This window comes from Frankia sp. ACN1ag (assembly GCF_001414035.1).
Taxonomy (GTDB): Bacteria; Actinomycetota; Actinomycetes; order Frankiales; family Frankiaceae; genus Frankia; species Frankia torreyi.
The window spans coordinates 256,094-276,402 of the sequence record NZ_LJPA01000004.1; the positions used below are offsets into that span (position 1 = coordinate 256,094).

The window sequence follows — 20,309 nt, forward strand, 5'->3', positions numbered from 1 at the left end:
GCGGCTCAGCCGAGGGCGTGCAGCTCCCGGGCCAGGTTGAGGCGGGCCGGCGGCTCCCAGTTCCGCCGCGCCCACGCGGTCGCGTAGAGCGGACCGTCCAGCAGGCCGCGCAGAAGGGGCGCCCGTCCCTCGCGCCAGGCGCGTTCGTCGACCCAGCCGTATTCCCGGCGGACCCGACGCACGTAGCGGTCGTAGGCGGCCGGTGGTCGCGCCAGGACCCGCAGGTCGGCGTCGTTGACGAGGGCCTCGTCGTCGTGGGTCGAGCGGTGCGAGGCCGTGGCGAGGACCAGCCGGGCGACCGCCGTCCCGATCCCCCCGGGGCAGCCCAGCCGCGCGAGCACGTCGATCGCCAGCTCCGCGGACCGCTGCTCGTTGTCCGCCAGCCGCGGTTCGTGGACGGCGTCGTGGAAGTACACGGCGAGCACGCAGACGTGCGCGGCACGCTCCGCGGGCGGCCGGCGCTCGGCGGCGAGCAGCACCCGCAGCGCGGCGGACATCTCCGCGACGTGCCGCAGGGTGTGGTAGTGCCGACCCGGCTCCTGGTAGCGCCGAGCCAGGTCGACGAAGGCCGCGACCCGCTCACCCACGTCGGCGCGGGAGCCCGCGGTGACCAGCGCGTCGTCGAAGACCCTGGCCAGCGGTGATCGAGGGACGGCCGCGGCGGCCTCGCCGACGTGGCTCATGGTCCCGCCCATATCCACACGCCCTCTCACCTCCGCGAACCCCTCACGTCCGCACGCTCCCGCACACCCGCACGCCCACACATCTCACACGCTTGCGTGCCCCCTCTCGGACCATCGCGTCGTCGCCGGCAGGCGCGCCACCGGCGGGGGACCACGACGACGATCGTGCTCCCGGCACGCGTCTCCGGCCGGACGAATGCCTCCACCTGATACCAGAATGGTTCTTCCCTACCGGTCACCGCCCCCTGCCCCTGGCACCCCGCCCGGGCCAAGCTCCTCCTGCGGCCGGGACCGTGCCCGCCGGACGAGCGCATGACCCGTCCGGGCCATCCGGCATTTGCCTAGATCGAACAGGCGTGCGAATGTTGGGCCGTGGCAGTGCAGATCGTGATTGACGGGCAGCCCTATCTCCTGCCGCCGGGTACCGATCCGGACGAACTGCGCAGGCGGGTCGCCCAGGCGGTCTTCCGCTGCGAGGTCGAGCAGCTCCACCTCGCGGACGGCCGGACGATGCTGGTCAACTGGCGGTCGGTCCGACTCATCGAGGTCCGCTCGGACGCGGAGCCGCAGCCCCACCCGGAGGGCCGCGAGAACGACGCGGGGCACGAGCGTCGGCCGGTTGGCGACCGCTAGCAAGATCCGATCATCCGTGTTCGGCCGGTGCGCGCACCGGCATTACCTCAACAATGGTTGGGAAACACGTGGTTCACGATGCGACCCGGCGTCGACGCGACCGGGGGCCGTCCGCAGGTCACCAGCCGCCGACACCCCAAGTCGCCCGTCGGACCATTCCCCCCAAGTAGGTAGTTTCCGACATATGGGTAAAAGCTCAGATTAAGGATGGTCGCTTACGCATTGGCGTTGATGTTCCGTTTACTACAACCATGATCCGTCGAGCTGGTTAGGTGTTATTTGTGCACCGGTTGCGATGATTGTGATCATTGCGAGAGGACAGACGCAGCCGGCCCACTTCGTGTAGCGGCGTACAGGGAGTCTCGTAATGAGCGGGTACGACTATTCGGTTGCCATCCTCGGTAGCGGCATCGCCGGCTCGACACTGGCCAACATCCTCGCCCGGCACGGTCACAGTGTGGTCCTCGTCGACAGCGGCACCCACCCACGGTTCGCGCTCGGCGAGTCGACGATCGGAGAGACGACCTACCTGCTGAAGCTGCTCGCCGAGCGGTTCGACGTACCTGAACTCGGCCACGTGAGCAGCTTCGAGGGGGTGCGCTCGCACGTCACGTCAGCCTGCGGCGTCAAGCGCAACTTCGGCTTCGTGTACCACCGGGACGGGCAGGTACAGAACCCCGAGGAGGTCACCCAGTGCAGCGTCTCGGAGTTCCCGAACGGCCCCGAAATGCACATGCACCGTCAGGACATCGACTCCTACCTCTTCTACTCCGCGGTCCGCTACGGAGCGGACCCGCGCCAGCGGACCATGGTGGAGCGCGTCGAGTTCACCGCCGACGCGGCGACGCTCACGACGAGGTCCGGCGAGACGCTGCGGGTCCGGTACGTCGTGGACGCCTCGGGCCGCAACTCGGTGCTCGCGAACCAGTTCGCCCTGCGTGAGGAGCCCTGCCGGTTCCGGACGAACTCCCGGACGCTGTTCACCCACATGGTCGGCGTCACCCCGTTCGACGACGTGACGACCCCCAGCGGTCAGCCGTCGCTGTGGCACCAGGGCACCCTGCACCACATCTTCGACGGCGGCTGGCTATGGGTCATCCCGTTCGACAACCACCGCAGGGCCACCAACCCGCTGTGCAGCGTCGGGCTCAACCTGGACGCCGGCCGCTTCCCGAAGGAGCCGGGGCGCACCGCCGAGCAGGAGTGGGCCGCCTACCTCGACCGCTTCCCCAGCGTGGCCCGCCAGTTCGCCGACGCCCGGCCCGCCTGGGACTGGGTCTCCACCGGACGCACCCAGTACTCCAGCACCCGCACGGTCGGCGACCGCTGGGCGATGATGAGCCACGCCGCCGGGGCCATCGACGCGCTGTTCTCCCGGGGCATGGCCAACACCATGCAGGTGATCTACGCCTTCACCCCGACCCTGCTGGCCGCGCTCGCCGACGACGACTTCTCCGCCGAGCGGTTCGGCCACATCGACACGCTCAACCAGACGATCCTCGACGTCAACGACAAGCTCGTGCACGGCTCGTACGTCTCGTTCCGGGACTTCGACCTGTGGCGGGCCTGGTCGAAGGTGTGGTTCCTCGGCTGGAACATGGGCATCGCGCGGATCGTCGGGACCTACTTCGGCTATCTCGAGAAGGGTGACCGGGCTCTGTTCGACCGGCTGCTCGACGCCCCGCACCTGGGCACCTTCTGCCCGGACCTGCCGGAATTCCAGCCGTTCTTCGACTCCCTGAGCGCGGTGATGGTCGACGTGGAGGCCGGCCGGCTGGCCCCGGCGGCCGCCGTCGAGCGTCTCGCCGGCCTGCTCGGCGGGGCCGACTTCCTGCCCGCGCCGCTGCGGCTCGGCGATGTGCTGCGACGCTGGCACGACGGCTCCTTCGAGGCCCAGCGCCGGATGTACGAGTGGGGTCGGACCGACTCCCCGACGCCGCTGCGGCGCTGGTACGACTACGACCTCGACGAGCTGCTGACCCGCACGGGCGGAACGCCGCAACCGGCCGTCTTCTGACACCGCTCGGGCCCGGGCGGGCTGGCGTACCGCATTCTGTCACCGGTACTGTTGCGAAAATCAGCGCCCGCCCGACCCGCTGGCCGTGGCGGCCGGACAAGGAGCGTACTTGTGGCCACCCCGACTGTGGGCAACCCGGCGCCCGACCTCAGCCTGCCCGGACTCGTCCTGGCGGACGGCGAGCGGCGCGACGGCGAGTACGCCCTGTCCGCCGAGCGGGGGCATCCCGTGGTGCTGGCCTTCTACCCCGGCGACAACACGCCGGTGTGCACCAGGCAGATGTGCTCGTACTCGGCGGGTCTGGAGATCTTCGCGGAGCTCGGCGTGCTCGTCTGGGGCATCAGCCCGCAGGACCTGGACAGTCACGAGGGCTTCGCCCGCCAGCACAGCCTGGGCTTTCCCCTGCTCGCCGACACCGCGCGCACGGCGGTGAAGGCGTACGGGATCGCCGTGCCCGGGCTCGGACTGCGCCGCTCGGTCTTCCTCGTCGACGCGGACGGGGTGCTGCGCTGGAAGCAGGTCGGCCTGCTCGGAGTCACCTACTCCGACGTCGACACCATCACCGAACAGGTCAGAAAGCTCTAACAGATCAGGAAGCTCTAACAGATCAGGAAGCTCGAAGGAAGCTTGGACGAGCCGGGCGGCGCGGTCCCGCCCACACCGACAGTCGGGCGGTCCCGCTCGCCCTCCGGCCGCCGGCGACGTTACGTTTGGGGATAAACACGCTGGCGGCGCGAGCCGTCCGGCGCCCAGCGGCCAGCGCCCGGCGGCCAGCGGCCAGCCGACGAAGCGCCGCCCGACGGAAGGTTGCCCACCATGGGACTGCCCCTCAAGGCACGTGACGTTCCCGGCCGCGCCGCGGCCGGCGCGTTCATCCTGCATTCGGGTCTGGGCAAGTGGAAGGCCGACCGGGCCACCGCCGAGGGGCTGCACGGCATGGCGGCGAACACCTACCCGTTCCTGGCGAAGCTCGACCCGGTGACCTTCACGAAGGTGCTCGCCGGCGCCGAGATCGCACTCGGTACGGCGCTCGTCGCCCCGGTCGTCCCGACCGCGCTCGCCGGGCTCGGCCTGTCCGCCTTCTCCGGTGGGCTGCTCGGGCTCTACGCCCGCACCCAGGGCCTGCGCGAGGAGGGCACGATCTGGCCGACGCAGCAGGGGCTGCCCATCGCCAAGGACGTCTGGCTGCTCGGCATCGGGCTGGGCTTCGTCGTCCAGGGTCTGGGTGCCCGCCGGAGCCGGACCTCCGACTAGCCCATGCCGCCGCCGGCCGGCCCGGGTCGTTGGCCGGCCCGGGTCATCGGCCGGCCCGGGTCATCGGCCGGCCCGGGTCATCGGCCAGTTCATGGTCGCCAACCAGCCGAGGGTCCATCGACCGGCCAGGGTCAGCCGGCCGTCCAGGGGGGCTCGGGCGCGGGGATCCGTTGGGCAGTGGTCGTCACGGTGCCGAACCGGTCCGCGCCGGCCTGCCAGTCGGCGCGGGCGGCGTCGATCTCGACCCGGGACCGGGCGACGAAGTTCCACCACATGACCAGCCGGTCGGCGAACGGCTCCCCGCCGAGCAACAGCGCGCGAGCGCCCTCGCCGACGCGCAGCGGCAGCTCGTCGTGCCCGACGCCCAGATAGCCCAGCCGGCCGGGGCGCAGGACCTGCGTGCCGACCTGCACCGACCCGGCCAGGACGACCAGCCCGTGCTCGAAGTCGCGCCGCAGCGGCAGGACGGCACCGCCGGCCCGCAGCGCGAGGTCGGCACCGACGAGCGGGGTGTCGGTGCGCGCCGGGGAGACGTTGCCGTCGAGCTCGCCGAGCAGCACCGTCGCCTCGGCCGCCCCGAACCGGGCGACGGGCAGATCGGCGTGGTGGGCGAAGGCGGGCGGACCGTGCCGGGTGTGCTCGGGCTGCGCCACCCATAGCTGCACGCCGTGCAGTTCACCCCGGTAATCCTCGGATTCCTCCGCGTGGGTGACCCCGTGCCCGGCGCTCATCAGGTTGAGCTCGCCGGAACGCAGGACCTGCTCGGAGCCGAGGCTGTCCCGATGCACCTGGCGGCCGCTCAGCAGCCAGGTGACGGTGGCCAGCCCGATGTGCGGATGCGGGCCGACGGCCACCGGGTTCGACGCGGAGATCGTCATCGGACCCAGGTGGTCGACGAAGCACCAGGCGCCGATCGTCCGCCGGACCCGGCGAGGCAGCACCCGCCGCACCGGGATGCCGCCCACGTCGGCGGTCCGCCCTTCGACGACCGCCAGCTCCGGCCCGGCTGCCGAGTCCCGGTCCGCTCCCGATGGCGCTCCCGACAGCGGCGACGGTGGGAGGCTCGGCACCGGCGGTTCCGCTGGCACGGGGGCGACGTCGACAGGCAGGACGGGTCCACTCATCCCTCAACGGTACGACAATCGTTGCATACGCAACAAACCGTCGCCTACGCGCCCTCGTCCCGGTGGACAGTCTCCGGGAGGAAGGCCGGCAGGCACACCGAGATGTAGTCCGCGCCGTCCGCGCCGCGCGTGCTGTAACGAACCCATTCCCCGGCGGCGGTGTGCACCGCCTGACCTGCCGCGACCTCGATGATCCCGTCGGCGTGCTCCACCGTTACCGAGCCGCGCAGAACGATCGTGTATTCGTCGAACTCCGGCCGCTGACCCGGCTCGGCCCAGCCGCCCGGACTCGACATGTGCGCGATGCTCAGGCTCCGCGTACCGGTGTTCACCCCGCCCACGTACTCGCGAATGATCTTTGGAAGATTCCCGGCGGCCTCGACGACGGTCGGGGACTCGATGAAGGTCGGCATGGGATGCATCATCGTGCCTGGCTGCCGGCCGAGGCGGCAGTGCCGCGGGACGACGGTGGCGCGGGACGACGGTGGAACGCGGGTCGCGACGGGCGACGGTACGATCCGGTCGCGCTCCCCCGATACCGGCGGGACGTGGGAGGGGCGTCGTGACAACCGAATCGGTCTTTCACCCCCAGGCCTGGATGCAGGCCGGGGTCATTCCCGCACGTCACGGCGCCATGGATCCCCCGCCGGCCGGTGCGCGGTTCACCGGTGTCGGCGCCGTCGAGGCGGTGCTGGCCGGGCTGACGTTCCACCACTTCGCCGTCGTGGTGGCGGACCTGGAGCTCGCCCGCGAGCTCTACACCGTCTCGCTCGGCATCGACTCCTGGCACACCCGGGCGCTGTCCGGGGCCGCCGTGCACCGCGGCCGGCCCGTCGCGCTCGACGGCGCCCGCGTCGCGATCGGGCGGCTCGGCGCCGGCCTGGTCGAGCTGATCGCACCCGGCCGCCAGCCGTGGGCGGCGCGGGAGATCCTCGACCGGCGCGGCGAGGGCATCTTCGCCATCGGCTACCTGGTCGACGACGTGGCGGCCCAGCTTCGTGTCTCGGTCTCCGCCGGGGCCAGGGTCGAGCAGGTCAGACCGGATGCGCGGCATCCGGTCGAGGCTTACCTGGACGCCGGCTCCGGCCTGCTGGTCGACCTGGTCCAAAGCGGCTCATCCTGGCCCGCCTGACCGGCCGGCACGCTGTGGCGCGATCACGGTGGACTTGTGTCGGCGACCCGTTGAATGTCATCATCGGTTCAGAGGCCGCCCGGCACCCCCCGAGCTGGGCGGCCTCACCTATGCCATCGAGGCGCCGCCGGGCGGGGGCCCGCCGGGCACAGAAAATTCCGCAGGTACGTACCGTCGATGGATCCCGCGAAAAGCACCCCGACGGTCGGCCGGCGAGCCGCATCGCATTCCCGAACGCGCATTGGGCGCCGGGAAAGAACCATCCGCCGGTCAGGATGACCCCGGCCGACGAAAAGACTCCGCCGGTCGGTTACCGACCGCCAATCCCGTTACAGACCGCCGGTCGGTTACCGACTGCCGCCCCCGTGAGAGCCAGCCGCCCCCGTGAAGACAGCCGACGAGGAGGTCCGCCCGCCGGACCCGGGCCGACACCCGCTCCGCGGCGTCCCGGTCGCGGTCAGGTGGTGACGACGACGATCGTGAGGATCAGCCCGACCAGGGTCGTCGCGAGCGCGACGAAGGTCGCAATCTTGCCTCGCCCGCTGCCTTTTCGCCAGGCCATCGCCCCACAGCCGATCGCGATCAGCCCGGCGAGCGGGAAGAACAGCCCGAGCGCGGCGAAGGTGAACGCGAGGATCCACAACGCGCGAGCGCCGGGCAGCTCCGCCTCCTCCGGCGCCGCCGACGCGCCGTATTCCCCCTGGGCCCGGCCATTGTCCGGGTACGGAACATGTGGGGTGCCCTCGGGACCAGAGGAAATGGTCCCGGCCTGTTCCGGCCCCTCCGGCGCCGGCGTGGAGTGCCCTTGACCATCCCCGACCGGCGCTGCAGTCCACCCGCCCGGCGCCGTGCCCGGCGCGCCGGCGGGCGTTCCCGCGGGAACCGATCCGGAATCGGCGCTGGTCACAGGGGTCGGCTTGGTCATCACGGACTCCTCGTTTACGAACTATCCGGGTTTCTCGACGGATCTGCGGTCGGAGAACCGGCCCGTGGCCACAGAGCCTGACGCAGAATTCCGCCGGTGTCCCAGATCTTCGCGAAAGGCGCGCCGCGCGGAGGCATCGGCCACCCGAAAGCGCCACTGACCGTGACATAGGTCGCTACCGCCCGCAGCCATCGGTGAATCCGGCTAACGGCCCCGCTCNGCCAGGTTCTCCTCGACGAAACGCTCCATACCCGCAACGAAGGCGCGGGCATCCTCGGCCGGCCAGGCATCGAGCCTGCGCTGGAACGCGCCCGCCAGCCGGCCACGCAGCCGCTCGATGGCAGCGTGCCCCTCGTCGGTCAGGGTGAGCCGGGTGGCGCGGGCGTCGTCGGGATCGGCCGAGCGACGCAGCAGCCCGAGCGCCTCGAGCCGGTCGCTGTGCCGGCTCACCACCGACCGGTCGATGCCGATCTCCGTGCTGAGCTTGCGCGCCGTCGTGGGGCCCGTCCGCGCCAGACCGTTGAGCACGGGATAGGTCGCCTCGTCCAGGTTCACATCGCCCGCGGCCAGCAGGTCTCCGAACAGCCGCATCCGGGTCGGCCGCGCGAGCAGCATCCCCAGCGCGGCGGCAAGCCTGGCGCCGTCCTCTGATCTCACCGCTCGACCTTACTCTGCGTGCACGGTGCACGAGCCGGCCGGCATGTGGCGGACACCGAGTCCCGGCCGGGCCCCGCCGCGTCGACCAAAACACAACGGGATCTTCGGGTCGGGTGCCCCGGGTGGGGCCTCCGGACCGCACTTCGGCAGACTGGGACACAGGCGCCGCGGCGGACCATCGGGGAGCACGGCGGACAGCCACGACACCTCGCGGATCCGGAGACGAAACGTGACGGGCATGCTTGCAACCCTGCCGATCAGCCCGATCAAACAGGTCGCCGCCGACCACCGGCGCATCCCGGTGGAACTCGGCCCGCGCAGCTACCCGGTCGACATCGGCGCCGGCGTCCGCCGGACCCTGCCCGACGTCGTGGCCCGTGTCGGAGCGAGGCGGGCCGTCATCGTGTCCGCCCGTCCCCTCGACGCCGTGCCCGACCCGGGCGTACCGGCGCTGCGGCTGCCCGCCCGCGACGGCGAGGCGGACAAGACGCTCGCCAACGTCGAGGCACTGTGCAGCCGGTTCGCGGACTTCGGGCTGACCCGGTCGGACGTCGTCATCTCCTGCGGCGGTGGGACGACCACCGACGTCGTGGGGCTCGCCGCCGCGCTCTACCACCGCGGCGTCGCCGTCGTGCACCTGCCGACCTCGCTGCTCGCCCAGGTCGACGCGAGCGTCGGCGGGAAGACCGCGGTGAACCTGCCCGCCGGCAAGAACCTGGTCGGCGCCTACTGGCAGCCCAGCGCCGTCCTCTGCGACACCGACTACCTGACGACCCTGCCCCGCCGGGAATGGATCAACGGCTACGGCGAGATCGCGCGAGCCCACTTCATCGGGGCACCCGGGCTGCTCGGCCGGCCGGTCGCCGAGCAGATCGCGGCCAGCGTGGCACTCAAGGCCGGGGTCGTCGCCCGCGACGAGCGGGACTCGCACCTGCGCCACATCCTCAACTACGGGCACACCCTCGGGCACGCCCTGGAACGCGCCACCGACTACGCGCTCCGCCACGGCGAGGCCGTCGCCGTCGGCACCGTGTTCGCCGGCCGGCTCGCCGGGGCGCTCGGCCGGATCGGGCCGGAGCGGGTTCGCGAACACCTCGACGTCGTGCAGGGCTACGGTCTGCCCGCCGCCCTGCCCGCCGGGGTGGAGCCCGCCGAGCTCGTCGCCGTGATGCGGCTGGACAAGAAGTCGACGAACGCCGGGCTGACCTTCGTCCTCGACGGCGCGGACGGCCCGGAACTCGTGCCCGACGTCGACGAGGAGCTGGTGCTGGCGGCGCTCGCCGCGATGCCCCGCGAGGATCCGGCGTGACGACCCCGACGATCACGACCCCGACGTCGCTGCCGGTGAGCGGCACCACCCGGCTGTACGCCGTCATCGGCGACCCGGTCGCCCAGGTGCAGGCGCCGGCGCTGCTCAACCCGCTGTTCGCCCGGCTCGCGATCGACGCCGTCCTCGTCCCGGTGCACGCTCGACCGGCGGACTTCGCCACCGTCCTGCGCGGGCTCGCGGCCACCGGGAACCTCGACGGCGTTCTCGTCACGATCCCGCACAAGGTCGCCGCCTGCACCCTGGCCACCGAGCACAGCCCCGCCGCGCGGATCAGCGGCAGCGCCAACGTGCTGCGCCGGCTGCCCGGCGGCGGCTGGCTGGCCGACAACTTCGACGGGGCCGGATTCGTCCGCGGGCTGACCGCCGCCGGTCATCCCGTGCGCGGCACGCGGGTCGCGCTCATGGGCGCCGGCGGGGCCGGCAGCGCCATCGCGGTCGCGCTGCTCGACGCCGGCTGTGGGCTGCTGTCGCTCTACGACCCGGACCGGGCGAAGTGCGCGGACCTGCTCGCCAGACTGGACGAGCGCTGGCCGGGTCGGGCCGTCGCCGGGCCCGAACCGGCGCTGCGCGACGCGGACCTTGCGGTGAACGCCACCCCGCTCGGTCTGCGCCCCGGCGACCCGCTGCCCTTCCCGCCCGACGCACTGCCGGCGGGGTGCGTCGTCGCCGACATCATCATGAAGCCGCCGCGGACCCGGCTGCTGGACGCGGCCGGGGCCCTCGGGCTGCCGACCCATCCGGGCATCCACATGCTCGCCCATCAGCTCGACCTGTACCGGTCATTCTTCCAACTCGGCCCGGCGGACCGCACCTGACGGACCCGGGAGGCTCCGCATGCACACCCTCGCCCCGCCGGTGACATCCGGCGTTCTGGGCATCGACATCGGCGGGACCAAGGTCGCGCTGCGCATCGAACCGGCCCGCACCCCCACCCCCACCACCCCCATCACCGCCGCGGGCTCGGTCCAGGTCGGCGTCCCCGGCGGCGTCGACGCTCCCGACGGCACGCGCTCGCCGGTCGAGGCGACGTTTCGCTGGGCGCCGTCGGCGAGTGCCACGCGGGACCTCGACGATCTCGCCACCCACGTCGCCGCCCTGCGGGTGAGGTGGGCCGGGTCGGTGGCTGCGGTCGGAGTCGCGATGCCCGCGACTCTCGACGCTGCCGGCCGGGTGACGACCTGGCCGGGCCGGCCGAGCTGGACGGGACTGGCACTGGCCGACGCGCTGCGGGACCTCGTGCCGGGAGCGATCGTCGCCTGCGCGGACGACGGCGACCTCGCCGCGCTCGCGGAGGCGCACGCGGTCGGCTGCCCGGACCTGGTGTACCTGGGCCTCGGCACGGGCGTCGGCGGCGGGATCGTGCTGGACGGCCAGCCCTGCCCGCGGCTCGGCCGCGGCTCGGCCGAGATCGGGCATCTGGTGATCTCCGCGGGGGGCCCGCCGTGCACCTGCGGGCGGCAGGGCTGCGTGCAGGCCACGGCCAGCGGCCCCGCCACCCTGCGCCGAGCGGCCCGTTACCGCGACGGCGAGGTCGGCGTACCCGGAGACGGCCTGGGCGGGGACGGCCTGGGCGGTGTCAGCGGGGACGGCGGTGTCAGCGGGGACGGCGGTGTCAGCGGGGACGGCGGTGTCAGCGGGGACGGCGGATCGGCGGCCCGCGCGGAGGTGACCTTCGCCGAGCTACGCGCGGCCTGGCTCGCGGGGACCGGCTGGGCGGTACGGGCGGTGCGGGAAAGCGCGCAGGCGGCCGCCGTGGCCGTGGTCGGGCTGACCGAGCTGCTCCATCCGACGATGGCGGTGGTCGGCGGCGGTTTCGCCGATGGACTGCCCGGGTTCGCCCAGGCCGTCGACGAGCGGGCCCGCGAGCTCGGCCGCCCGGGTCATCCGCCCGCGCCGGTGCGGGCCGCGACGCTCGGCGGCCTGTCGTCCCTGTCGGGCGCGATCCTGCTGGCACGCCGGGCGTCCTGACCGGACCCGCCGGTCCGCGGGTTCAGTCGCGCGCGAGCAGACTCCCGACCCCGTGGGCCGCGGTCACCATCGTCGGCGGTTCGGCCGGCAGATCCCCGCCGGCGCCGGCGTCTCCGAGCAGCGCCAGCAGCTCTGCGGGACGGTGCAGCACGGCGTCCGGGCGGGCCGCGAGCAGCTCGACGCCGTCCGTCTCGCCCCACAGCGCGGCGACCGCCATGACGCCGGCGGCGCGGGCGCTGTCGATGTCCGCGACCGCGTCACCGAGCATCATCGCGTCGTCCGGCGCCGCTCCCAGCAGGTCGAGCGCGCGCAGCACGATGTCCGGGGCGGGTTTCGGCCGCGGGATCTCGTCGGAGCCGATGACGTGGTCGAACAACGACAGCACGCCGAGCTCTCCGAGCAGGTGGCGGGCCCGCGGGCCGGACTTCCCCGTGGCGACCGCCAGCCCATGGCCACGGGCGCGCAGCCGGCGCAGCATCTCCTCCACGCCGTCGAAGAGAACCACCTCATGGGCGAGCCGATAGCTCTCCCGCACGAACGGCTCCTCCATCGCCAGCGGCAGGTTCATGATCCGCATGATGTCCGGGAAGTAGCGGCCGAGGTGGCGGTTGTACTCCTCGAACGGCGGCTCGCCGGGACCGACGACCTCCGCGTAGGCGATCGTGAACGCCTGGCGCATCACGCCGAAGCTGTCGACGAGCACGCCGTCAAGATCGAAAATCACTGTCTGCCGGTGCGCGCAGCCGGCCATCGGCCGGCCCCTCGGTTCCGTTCCCACATGCCCCCCCGGGCTCGACGACGAGAACAACGGTGCTTCAGATGCGGGACATCATGAGCCCGCGCGGACGAGCTGCGGCGTCGGGCGGTGCGAGCGCGCCGAATCGTAGAGGCGCTCGATGGCCGCGATCGTCGGGCGGACCTCGGCGATCGCCCGCCCCCGGGAGGCCGGGTCAGCCAGCATCGCCGGCAGTTCGTCGAGCTGGCGGCGGTACTCGGTCCCGATCGGCTCGTCGGGCAGCGGCACCGCGGTCGTCTGCCCGGCCCGGGTCAGGGACAGGACCGAACGATCCTGCCGGTTCGGCCCGAAGCCGAAGGTGCAGCGCAGCGAGGCGGTGCCGGCGGCCCCCTCGACGTTGATCGCGGTGAGGTCGCGGGCCTCGTGCGAGGCCCAGCTCGCCCGCAACGACACCGAGGTCCCGTTCTCGGTCACCAGGAATCCGCGCGCCGTGTCCTCGACGTCCCCGCCCCCGCCCCCGGGGGAAGCCGCCTGCTCGCCGTGCCGCCAGGACGCCGCCCACGCACCGTCGCTGACGAAGTCGTCGGACGTCGTCCCGACCACCTGGTGGAACTCGACGCTGCCGAGCAGGGGGGTGAGGGTGTCCAGCAGATGCCAGCCGAGGTCGACCAGCGCGCCACCGCCGGACTGCTCCCGGCGGGTGAACCAGCCGCCCGCGTCGGGGATGCCGCGGGCGCGGATCCAGGCGAGGTCGACGTGGCGGATCGCGCCGAGCTCAGTGGCAACCTCGTAGAGCCGGCTGACGTCGGCTCGGTACCGTGCGGCGCTACCGGCCAGCAAGGTGACGTCGCCGGCCCGTTCGGCCGCGGCGAGCCGATCCGCCTCCGCCGAGCTCAGGCAGACCGGCTTCTCCAGGAAGACCGGGATGCCGGCGGTCAGCAGCCGCTCGGCGATGTCGGCGTGCCGATGGTTGGGCACCGCCACGACGGCGAGGTCGAACCGGGTCGGGCCGAGCTCGGCGACGTCGGCCAGCAGCTCCAGGTCCGGGTGCGCGGCGGCCGCCGTGGCGCGGGCGGCGGGATCGGGATCGACCGCCGCAGCCACCGCGAACCGGGGGTGCTCGCGCAGCCGGGGCAGCCAGATGGACCGGCCGGCCCAGCCCAACCCGACGACGGCGACCCGCACCGGCGCCGCCGCCGTCACTGCGCCGCCAGGGTGTCGGCCACGACCGCCGCAACCTCGTGCATCTGCTCCTCGGTGCCCAGCAGTGTCCGGTGATGCAGCCAGACGCCGTCCGCGCTCAGCGCCTCGGTGTTGGGGCACCGCCGCGCGATGTCGTCGATGGATTCCGCCGGAGCGCCGGTCTCCCAGAACCCGTTGGAGCGGTAGATCGCCCGGAAGGCGGCGAAGGCGGGCAGGCCCCGCTCGACGAGCGCATCCACGAAAGCGTTGCGCCGCTGCTCGCTGAATCCGGGAAGGCGGAACATCGCCATGTAGTGCGGATTCCGGTCACAGCGTTCGTCGCGGGTCTGCGGCACGACGCCGGGAATGGCCGCGAGGGCGTCGGCGAGCACCGGCCACCGCTGCTCGCGGGTGTCGATCTGGCCGGCCAGGCGGCCGAGCTGGGCGCGCAGGACCGAGGCGGAGAACTCGTTGAGCCGGAAGTTCGACCCGGAGGTCTGGTGGAAGTACCGGCGATCGGTGCGGGNCCGTCCGCAGCTATGCCGCAGAAACGCGATCTCGTGCAGTTCCGAATCCGGGAAGGTGACGGCGCCACCCTCGCCCGCGGTCATCAGCTTGCCGTTCTGGAAGCTGAACGCCGCCACCGAGCCGAGCTCACCGACCTTTCGCCCCTGCCACTGGGCGCCGTGCGCATGGGCGGCGTCCTGGATCAGCGGGACGCCGGTGTCAGCGGACAGCTTCGCCAGGGCGTCCATGTCAGAAACCTGACCGGCCATGTGCACCGGCATGATCGCCTTGGTGCGGGGAGTGACCGCGGCCGCCGCCGCCGCCGGATCGATGCAGTAGGTATCCAGGTCGACGTCGACCGGCACGGCGACCGCGCCGAGACGCTGCGCGGCCTGGGATGAGGAGATGAACGTGAACGCCGGAACGATGACCTCGGTTCCCGGGCCCACGCCCAGCACCTGGAGGGCGAGCTCGAGGGCGTGGGTGCCATTCGTGACGGCGAGCGCATAGTCGGCGCCGTGATAGTCGGCGAATTCCCGCTCGAAGCTGTCGACCTCGCTGCCGCCCATGCGCCACCACTGACCCTGCTCCAAGGCTCGGATCAGTCCGGAGCGCTCCTCGTCGGAGTACTGCGGCCAGGCCGGCAACTCCGGTGCGCGTCGCACTACACCGCTCATGGTCCCCACCCTTTTCTTACGTGACGATAAGGTTCGCGCAAGGATCTCGGCCCGGCTACGGTTCATTACCGTTAGCTGCCCGAAGAATCTACGCGAGAGGTGCGCGACGGACGGTACTCCAACGCCCCCGACTCGCCTGTCGTCCCCCAGACGGGACTACAGGTTGACCAACGGGAGAGCAATCGACACGCCACGGCGGCACTACCATCGCGCCCAATCGTGTCGCATATGGGCCGATATAGTCCGATCGATGACCGCGCCATAGCTGCGATATCGTCCACTGGACGCCGGCCGACCAGGCCGGTCGGCACCGGTGTCGGCACGAGTGATGAGGTCTGGTGAGCACGCTTCTTCTGGTGAACGGCCCGAACCTGGGCATACTCGGTCGGCGGCAGCCGGAGGTGTACGGCACGGCCACTCTGGCCGACATTGAATCCGCCGTCACCGCCCGGATCGCTGATCGCGGCTGGAAACTGGTCTCCGTCCAAAGGGAATCCGAGGGCGAACTGATCCACGCGATTCAGGATAACTACGACTCGGTCGGCGCAATCGTCAACCCCGGGGCGCTCATGATGTACGGCTGGAGCCTGCGGGACGCACTCGCGAACTACCCGAATCCGTGGATCGAGGTGCATCTGTCGAATGTCTGGGCGCGGGAGTCCTTCCGGCACGAGTCGATTCTGTCAGCGTTGGCCCGCGGGGTGATCGTCGGCCTCGGCCCGCTGGGCTACGAGCTCGCCGCCCAGGCACTGCTCGACCTGGTGCCCTCCTCGTCCGACTGATCCGGCTCAGCCGACCGGGCGGCCCGCCGCTGCGGCCCGCCGCTGCGGCCCGCCGCCGCGGTCCGCGAACCGATCCTCGGCCAGTCCTGGCCGCGGTACCGCCCGCTGTCACGAACCACCCTCGCCGTCAGTCCGCGGCCAGTGCCCGGGCGGCCGCGTCGGCGACGGCCGGGGTCAGGCGCGGATGGTCGACGGGCGGCAGCAGCCCGCCGGGCGGGGTCAGGTCGACCAGCGCCTGGACGGCGGCCAGCCGCGCCTGTGCGTTGATCGGTCGGTGGGTGCGCACCGCCGCGCGCAACAGGCCGGGCAGGGCATGCAGCGGGCGCGGACCCGAGGTGGCCGAGGCCAGCGGCGGGGGCGTCTCGGGCCGGGTCCGCAGCACGGGCACCTGCTCCGGCGGCGAGGCCAGGCCGATGAGGTCGACGAGGAGATCGAGGTGGGCCGCGAGCCGGTGCAGCGGTTGGATCCCGTAGGCGAGCGGGTCGTAGAGGGTGAGATCCCGGATCCCCGCGGCGAGGAGCAGGCCGGCGAGATCGCCGCCGCGGGCGGGGTCCACGACGGCGACGCGGGCCGACTGCGGCCGCAGTCCCCGGCCGCGCAGGTGAGTGAGGACGGCGGCGGTGGCGGCGACGGCCAGGCCGTCGTTGACGGTGTCGAGCAGCGGCGTGGCGCTCGGCCGCTGCGCGGCGCGGACCGCGTCGATGTGGCTGACGTGCGTGTGGACCAGCACCGTGGCGGCGAATCCAGGCGCGAGCATGCCGATCGCCCGGCCAAGGTCCGCGGCATCCCGCGCCGCGATGGGCATCGGGATGACGTCGAGACCGGTCGCCCGGTGCAGGTGGACCGCCTGGGACTCCACCGCTGGCAGGGCCGCCTCGGCAGCGAGCGGCTCGAAGTCCAGCACGGCGCTGGCGTCGGAGAGCAGCGCCACCCGGCGGGGTCGCCCGGTGAACAGGTCGGTGTGGGTCGGGTGGGTGGCCAGGTGGCGGATCACCCGCCGGTCCGCGTCCGCGTCGAGGAGCGCGAGATCGTGCCCCGTGGTCACCGACGCGCACAGGGACTGGGTGAGCTTGCCCGTCGACGCGACGACGAAGACCGGGTCCTCGGTCTGCAGCAGGTCGGCACCGAGGCGGTTACGCAGAGCGCTCAGGAGCCACGTCAGCGTCGGGCCGCTGTCGGCGTCGAGCGTGATCCGGCGGCCGGCCGGGTCCGGCTCGTCCGCGTAACAGGTGATCGTGCCGGGACCTGCGGCGATAACCGCGTCGATGTCGGCCCGCGCTCCGCGCGGCACCCGGATCGTGACGCTGTATGCCGGATTGGCCGCGGTGGCCGGCCCGGACCCGCCGGCCTCGCCCTGGCCTGGTACCCGCCCTGTCACGAGCCACTCTCCATGATCGTCCCACCCGGGACGGAGCCGGTGGACCGGTCCGGTCCGGCGACGCGGAGACGCCGCGCCATCGCTGGGCCCGCCACCGCCGCGGCGACGCTCCACCGCCCGCACGAGCGGATTGTGCGCGCTTCCGACAGCCGGCCGATTTTCTCACCGATACCCAGATCCTGACCCGAGCGGCGTCGGACGCGCCACCTGCGTGAGCACGTTCCGGCGGCCCGACCCAGGCGCCCGCCGCCGCCCACGCCGTTGGCCGGCGAGGCGGCGGGTGCGTTGCGTCACACCGCCTCCCGCGGGGGCGGCCAGACCCGGAAACTCCCTGCGCGGTAAGGGAACGTGCCCCAGGTAGGAATCGGACCTACGGCCTACCGCTTAGGAGGCGGTCGCTCTATCCACTGAGCTACTGGGGCGGACGGGGCATCGGATCGACGCCATGGGCGATCGTACGGCCGCCGACGGGAGGCCGACGACAGGGTGACGCATCACGACCGCGGTCTTCCCCGCGAGATCGGAAGTCCGTCCCGATTCTTCCGCTTCGTCCGCGTCGCGCGGCGCGCCCGTCAACCGAGCTGCTGGGCCATCTCGACGAGCTCCTTGCACTTCGGGCAGATCGGGAACCGCGAGGGATCCCGGACGGGTTCGAACTTGTAGCCGCAGAGTGCGGTGACCCGACCGCCTTCGATGGACGCGCGGACGATCTCCTCCCGGCGGGCGTAGTGGGAGTGGTCGTCGCCCTCGTCCGCGCGGGTGTCCGACGTCTCAGGTGCGATCTGAGTCGTGCTCATGACGTCGATTCTAGTGCGGTCACCGCCGACGTCCCGGGCGGGTGAGCCCCCGTCCGGCGGCGGCCGGCCGACAGCCGCCGGACCGGCGCGTCGGCGGGTCGGGTCCGCACGGGAAACTGTCCGGGGGACACGGCATATACGGGACGCATGGCCCTTGCACCCTGAGGACGGGGCGTACCCTGGAAGGGACGAAGGAGACCGGTGACTGGACTGATCGACAGTACCGAGATGTACCTCCGCACCCTGTATGAACTAAGGGAAGAGGGCATCCCCCCGCTACGCGCGCGCCTGGTGGAGCGGTTGCACGTGAGCGCGCCTGCCGCCAGCGAGTCGACCGCTCGTCTGGCCAACGAGGGACTGGTCTCCCTCGCCGACGACCGGACCGTCCAGTTCACCGAGAAGGGTCTGCTGCGGGCCACGGCCGTCATGCGCAAGCACCGGCTGGCCGAGCTGCTGCTCACCAAGGTCATCGGGCTCGACTGGGCCCTGGTGCACAACGAGGCGTGCCGCTGGGAGCATGTGATCTCCGACGAGGTCGAGGCCCGGCTCACCGTCCTGCTCGGCGATCCGAAGCGTTGCCCGTTCGGTAACGAGATTCCGCCCGCCCAGCGCAGCGACACGCCACGGCCCGCCTCCGCGCCCGTCAGCCTGTTGGCTTCCGCCGACCGGGCCGCCGCGGACGGCAGCCGGCCGGTGACGGTGAGCTGGATCTCCGAACGGCTGCAGACCGATGAGGGCGCCATGCGTCGGCTGCAGGACGCCGCGATCGTGCCCGGTGCCCAGATCATGCCGGGCTCCCGCGGCGACCTGATCCACGTCGTCTCCCCGAACGGCCAGAGCGACACGGAGATCAGTCGCAGCACGGCGGCCCTCGTCTACGTGGACCGCTGACCTCGCCGCGCCCTCCCGACGTCGCACCTGCCGGCCACCCATCCCCCGGGTGGCCGGCGTCAGGCTCCCGGCCGGATGCCTCCCTGGAAGCTCGTCCACCAGACGTTCTCCACCCGAACCACCTCGCCGGTACGGGGAGCGTGGATCATCTTTCCGTTCCCCACATAGATCCCGACGTGGCCGAGATCCGGATGGAAGAACACGAGGTCCCCGGCCTTCAGGGCGGCGCGGCTCACCCGACGCCCCTCGTCCCACTGCGATCCGGTGTAGTGGCTGAGAGCGACGCCCGCCTTCCCCCAGACCCACTGGGTCAGCCCGGAGCAGTCGAAGGTTGCCGGCCCCTCCGCCCCCCACACGTAGGGCTTCCCGAGCTGCGCGTAGGCCTCCCGCACCGCGGTCGCCGCCCCACCGCCGCCACGCACCGGCGCGGCCGCCGCAGCGGTGAGCGGAGCCGCGGCGAAGGCTCGGCCCGCCGCTGCGGCCACCCCGGACTCCTGCCCGTAGCGGACCCGCTCTGCCGCCGCCTGGCGGGCCGCCTGCGCCGCCGCGGCGGCCGCCGCCGCCTGCCGGGCCCGCGCAGCGGCCGCCTGCCGAGCCTTGGCCTGCCGTTCCAGCTCGGCGTAGCGCGACTCCAGCCGCTGCAACAGCCCATGCTGCTCGTCGGCCGCAGCCTCGATGGTCCGCTTGCGCTCGGCGAGATCCGCGATGATCTTCTTCTTGTCGGCGAGGGCCGCATCGGCACCTCGCCGGGCCTCGGTGAGATCCCGGCGAGCCAGCCGCAGGCCGGTGTCCGCAACCCGCTGCCGACGAGCCAGGGCGTCGACGGCGCCCGCCCGGTCCAGGGCACGGCGGGGATCGCCGGTCAGTAGCAGGGACACCTGGGCGAAGCCCCCCGCCCGGTCCGCCGACACGGCGAGGCCCCGATGCTGATCCGCAGCCCCGCGCACCGCCCGGTCGGCCCGGTCGACCCTGGTGGCGGCGTCCTTGGCGGCCCGCTCGGCCTCGGCGAGCCGGATCCGTCCGGCGTTGAAGGCCTCGGCGGCACTCGCCGCCTGCCGAGCCGATTCGTCAAGCTTTGAGCGTGTACGTCCGATTTCGGCTTGAATGTCGGCGAGGCTCTGCGACGTCGGTCGAGCGGCCGACGATGCAGGCACCGCCCAGGCAGAGCCCGCGGGGCCGCCGATCGTCGCGGAGCCGGCAAACAGAATGCCGGCCAGGCCAAGGACAAAGAGGCCTGCGACTTTCGGGCCTGCCACGTTGTCGCGGGCTACTTTGCCCGCTGCGACTTTCGGGCTGCCGCGGCGCGTGCTTGGCGGGCCCGGTCGTTGTCTGGGGATGGGCAGGACCGGCTCGGCGTATCCGCCGAGATCAGTGACGCCAATCGGGTCGATCGGGACGCGCCGGCCGGCGGCGCTGGGGTGGCGGGTCTCGGGGTCCGGTTCGCCGACGCTATGCCAGCCCTCCGTAGGGACACTGCTCACACCGCCGGACGGTAACTGTACGCAGTTATACAGTCACGGAAGCACGCCGATCCGGTCGGAGAGTCTCCGCACGCCCACTGCTAGGCGACCAAAACGGGCCACAGGCCGCCCAATTTAGCGATTTCACACACCAGAAACAGCTAAGACACAGGTCG

20 protein-coding genes, 1 tRNA gene and 2 pseudogenes are annotated in these 20,309 nt (G+C 72.4%); 10 read left to right on the forward strand and 13 right to left on the reverse strand.

What is annotated here, in order from left to right:
• Positions 1–5: 5 nt before the first annotated feature.
• Entirely contained in the window at positions 6–683 is a 678-nt protein-coding gene (locus UK82_RS05160) for a hypothetical protein (protein WP_052681306.1), read from the reverse strand.
• Positions 684–1,055: 372 nt separating this feature from the next.
• On the opposite strand from UK82_RS05160, the gene UK82_RS05165 reads away from it, so the two are divergent.
• The 4 genes from UK82_RS05165 to UK82_RS05180 all read left to right on the forward strand — a co-directional run bounded on the left by UK82_RS05165 (position 1,056) and on the right by UK82_RS05180 (position 4,587).
• On the forward strand, positions 1,056–1,316 hold the full coding sequence (locus UK82_RS05165) for a hypothetical protein (RefSeq protein WP_055406494.1): 261 nt from the start codon (positions 1,056–1,058) through the stop codon (positions 1,314–1,316).
• Positions 1,317–1,683: 367 nt separating this feature from the next.
• Complete coding sequence (locus UK82_RS05170) at positions 1,684–3,333, forward strand: NAD(P)/FAD-dependent oxidoreductase (protein ID WP_044887023.1); 1,650 nt, start codon at positions 1,684–1,686, stop codon at positions 3,331–3,333.
• Between the two features lie 111 nt (positions 3,334–3,444).
• Positions 3,445–3,918: a peroxiredoxin gene (locus tag UK82_RS05175; protein WP_044887024.1), complete on the forward strand. Its 474-nt coding sequence runs from the start codon at positions 3,445–3,447 to the stop codon at positions 3,916–3,918.
• Between the two features lie 231 nt (positions 3,919–4,149).
• A complete protein-coding gene (locus UK82_RS05180; protein WP_055406495.1) occupies positions 4,150–4,587 on the forward strand; it encodes a hypothetical protein in 438 nt (145 codons plus the stop codon).
• A gap of 131 nt (positions 4,588–4,718) precedes the next feature.
• Here the strand turns inward: UK82_RS05180 and UK82_RS05185 are convergent, their stop codons facing one another.
• Both UK82_RS05185 and UK82_RS05190 read right to left on the reverse strand, forming a co-directional pair.
• On the reverse strand, positions 4,719–5,711 hold the full coding sequence (locus UK82_RS05185; protein ID WP_055406496.1) for a pirin family protein: 993 nt from the start codon (positions 5,709–5,711) through the stop codon (positions 4,719–4,721).
• Positions 5,712–5,755: 44 nt separating this feature from the next.
• Positions 5,756–6,124: a cupin gene (locus UK82_RS05190; protein ID WP_055406497.1), complete on the reverse strand. Its 369-nt coding sequence runs from the start codon at positions 6,122–6,124 to the stop codon at positions 5,756–5,758.
• 149 nt (positions 6,125–6,273) lie between these two features.
• Between UK82_RS05190 and UK82_RS05195 the strand changes: the two genes are divergently transcribed.
• On the forward strand, positions 6,274–6,843 hold the full coding sequence (locus UK82_RS05195) for a VOC family protein (protein ID WP_236705524.1): 570 nt from the start codon (positions 6,274–6,276) through the stop codon (positions 6,841–6,843).
• Between the two features lie 457 nt (positions 6,844–7,300).
• Here the strand turns inward: UK82_RS05195 and UK82_RS05200 are convergent, their stop codons facing one another.
• Both UK82_RS05200 and UK82_RS05205 read right to left on the reverse strand, forming a co-directional pair.
• The gene (locus tag UK82_RS05200) at positions 7,301–7,768 is read right to left on the reverse strand and encodes a hypothetical protein (protein ID WP_044887029.1); all 468 of its coding nucleotides are present in this window, start codon (positions 7,766–7,768) and stop codon (positions 7,301–7,303) included.
• A 220-nt stretch (positions 7,769–7,988) separates the two neighbouring features.
• Positions 7,989–8,383, reverse strand: a pseudogene (locus UK82_RS05205) (MarR family winged helix-turn-helix transcriptional regulator); the annotation flags it as partial.
• Positions 8,384–8,663: 280 nt separating this feature from the next.
• Between UK82_RS05205 and UK82_RS05210 the strand changes: the two are divergent.
• The 3 genes from UK82_RS05210 to UK82_RS05220 are packed head-to-tail and all read left to right on the forward strand — an operon-like array spanning position 8,664 to position 11,723.
• Entirely contained in the window at positions 8,664–9,734 is a 1,071-nt protein-coding gene (locus UK82_RS05210; protein WP_044887031.1) for a 3-dehydroquinate synthase, read from the forward strand.
• A gap of 29 nt (positions 9,735–9,763) precedes the next feature.
• Entirely contained in the window at positions 9,764–10,570 is an 807-nt protein-coding gene (locus UK82_RS05215; RefSeq protein WP_044887060.1) for a shikimate dehydrogenase, read from the forward strand.
• A gap of 19 nt (positions 10,571–10,589) precedes the next feature.
• Positions 10,590–11,723, forward strand: a complete 1,134-nt coding sequence (locus UK82_RS05220; RefSeq protein WP_044887032.1) for an ROK family protein — start codon at positions 10,590–10,592, stop codon at positions 11,721–11,723.
• A gap of 22 nt (positions 11,724–11,745) precedes the next feature.
• On the opposite strand, the gene UK82_RS05225 is transcribed toward UK82_RS05220, so the two are convergent.
• From UK82_RS05225 to UK82_RS35890, 4 genes and pseudogenes are all read right to left on the reverse strand, one after another.
• Positions 11,746–12,474 (reverse strand): HAD-IA family hydrolase, encoded by a 729-nt coding sequence (locus UK82_RS05225; protein WP_044887033.1) that lies wholly within the window; start codon positions 12,472–12,474, stop codon positions 11,746–11,748.
• Between the two features lie 78 nt (positions 12,475–12,552).
• Positions 12,553–13,644, reverse strand: a complete 1,092-nt coding sequence (locus UK82_RS05230; protein ID WP_055406523.1) for a Gfo/Idh/MocA family protein — start codon at positions 13,642–13,644, stop codon at positions 12,553–12,555.
• A 14-nt stretch (positions 13,645–13,658) separates the two neighbouring features.
• Positions 13,659–14,167, reverse strand: a 509-nt coding sequence (locus UK82_RS35885) for a DegT/DnrJ/EryC1/StrS family aminotransferase (protein WP_236705526.1), incomplete at its 5' end; no start/stop codon positions are given.
• Between the two features lies 1 nt (position 14,168).
• A pseudogene (locus UK82_RS35890) lies at positions 14,169–14,825 on the reverse strand (aminotransferase class I/II-fold pyridoxal phosphate-dependent enzyme); the annotation flags it as partial.
• A 338-nt stretch (positions 14,826–15,163) separates the two neighbouring features.
• On the opposite strand from UK82_RS35890, the gene UK82_RS05240 reads away from it, so the two are divergent.
• On the forward strand, positions 15,164–15,607 hold the full coding sequence (locus tag UK82_RS05240) for a type II 3-dehydroquinate dehydratase (RefSeq protein WP_044887035.1): 444 nt from the start codon (positions 15,164–15,166) through the stop codon (positions 15,605–15,607).
• Between the two features lie 127 nt (positions 15,608–15,734).
• On the opposite strand, the gene UK82_RS05245 is transcribed toward UK82_RS05240, so the two are convergent.
• From UK82_RS05245 to UK82_RS05255, 3 genes are all read right to left on the reverse strand, one after another.
• On the reverse strand, positions 15,735–16,985 hold the full coding sequence (locus tag UK82_RS05245; protein WP_055406498.1) for a hypothetical protein: 1,251 nt from the start codon (positions 16,983–16,985) through the stop codon (positions 15,735–15,737).
• Between the two features lie 349 nt (positions 16,986–17,334).
• Positions 17,335–17,407, reverse strand: a tRNA-Arg gene (locus tag UK82_RS05250).
• Between the two features lie 150 nt (positions 17,408–17,557).
• Complete coding sequence (locus tag UK82_RS05255; protein ID WP_044887834.1) at positions 17,558–17,782, reverse strand: DUF3039 domain-containing protein; 225 nt, start codon at positions 17,780–17,782, stop codon at positions 17,558–17,560.
• A gap of 201 nt (positions 17,783–17,983) precedes the next feature.
• Between UK82_RS05255 and UK82_RS05260 the strand changes: the two genes are divergently transcribed.
• A complete protein-coding gene (locus UK82_RS05260) occupies positions 17,984–18,673 on the forward strand; it encodes a metal-dependent transcriptional regulator (protein ID WP_044887833.1) in 690 nt (229 codons plus the stop codon).
• A 59-nt stretch (positions 18,674–18,732) separates the two neighbouring features.
• Here UK82_RS05260 and UK82_RS05265 read toward each other — a convergent pair whose 3' ends face one another.
• Entirely contained in the window at positions 18,733–19,827 is a 1,095-nt protein-coding gene (locus UK82_RS05265) for an NlpC/P60 family protein (RefSeq protein ID WP_236705527.1), read from the reverse strand.
• Positions 19,828–20,309: the final 482 nt, after the last annotated feature.

What these genes read in the sequence shown, in the direction of transcription:
- UK82_RS05160 (WP_052681306.1), bottom strand. Translation starts at nt 683, where the DNA reads ATGAGCCACGTCGGCGAGGCCGCCGCGGCCGTCCCTCGATCACCGCTG.
- UK82_RS05185 (WP_055406496.1), bottom strand. Translation starts at nt 5,711, where the DNA reads ATGAGTGGACCCGTCCTGCCTGTCGACGTCGCCCCCGTGCCAGCGGAA.
- UK82_RS05190 (WP_055406497.1), bottom strand. Translation starts at nt 6,124, where the DNA reads ATGCCGACCTTCATCGAGTCCCCGACCGTCGTCGAGGCCGCCGGGAAT.
- UK82_RS05225 (WP_044887033.1), bottom strand. Translation starts at nt 12,474, where the DNA reads ATGGCCGGCTGCGCGCACCGGCAGACAGTGATTTTCGATCTTGACGGC.
- UK82_RS05255 (WP_044887834.1), bottom strand. Translation starts at nt 17,782, where the DNA reads ATGAGCACGACTCAGATCGCACCTGAGACGTCGGACACCCGCGCGGAC.
- UK82_RS05210 (WP_044887031.1), top strand. Translation starts at nt 8,664, where the DNA reads ATGCTTGCAACCCTGCCGATCAGCCCGATCAAACAGGTCGCCGCCGAC.
- UK82_RS05180 (WP_055406495.1), top strand. Translation starts at nt 4,150, where the DNA reads ATGGGACTGCCCCTCAAGGCACGTGACGTTCCCGGCCGCGCCGCGGCC.
- UK82_RS05170 (WP_044887023.1), top strand. Translation starts at nt 1,684, where the DNA reads ATGAGCGGGTACGACTATTCGGTTGCCATCCTCGGTAGCGGCATCGCC.
- UK82_RS05200 (WP_044887029.1), bottom strand. Translation starts at nt 7,768, where the DNA reads ATGACCAAGCCGACCCCTGTGACCAGCGCCGATTCCGGATCGGTTCCC.
- UK82_RS05220 (WP_044887032.1), top strand. Translation starts at nt 10,590, where the DNA reads ATGCACACCCTCGCCCCGCCGGTGACATCCGGCGTTCTGGGCATCGAC.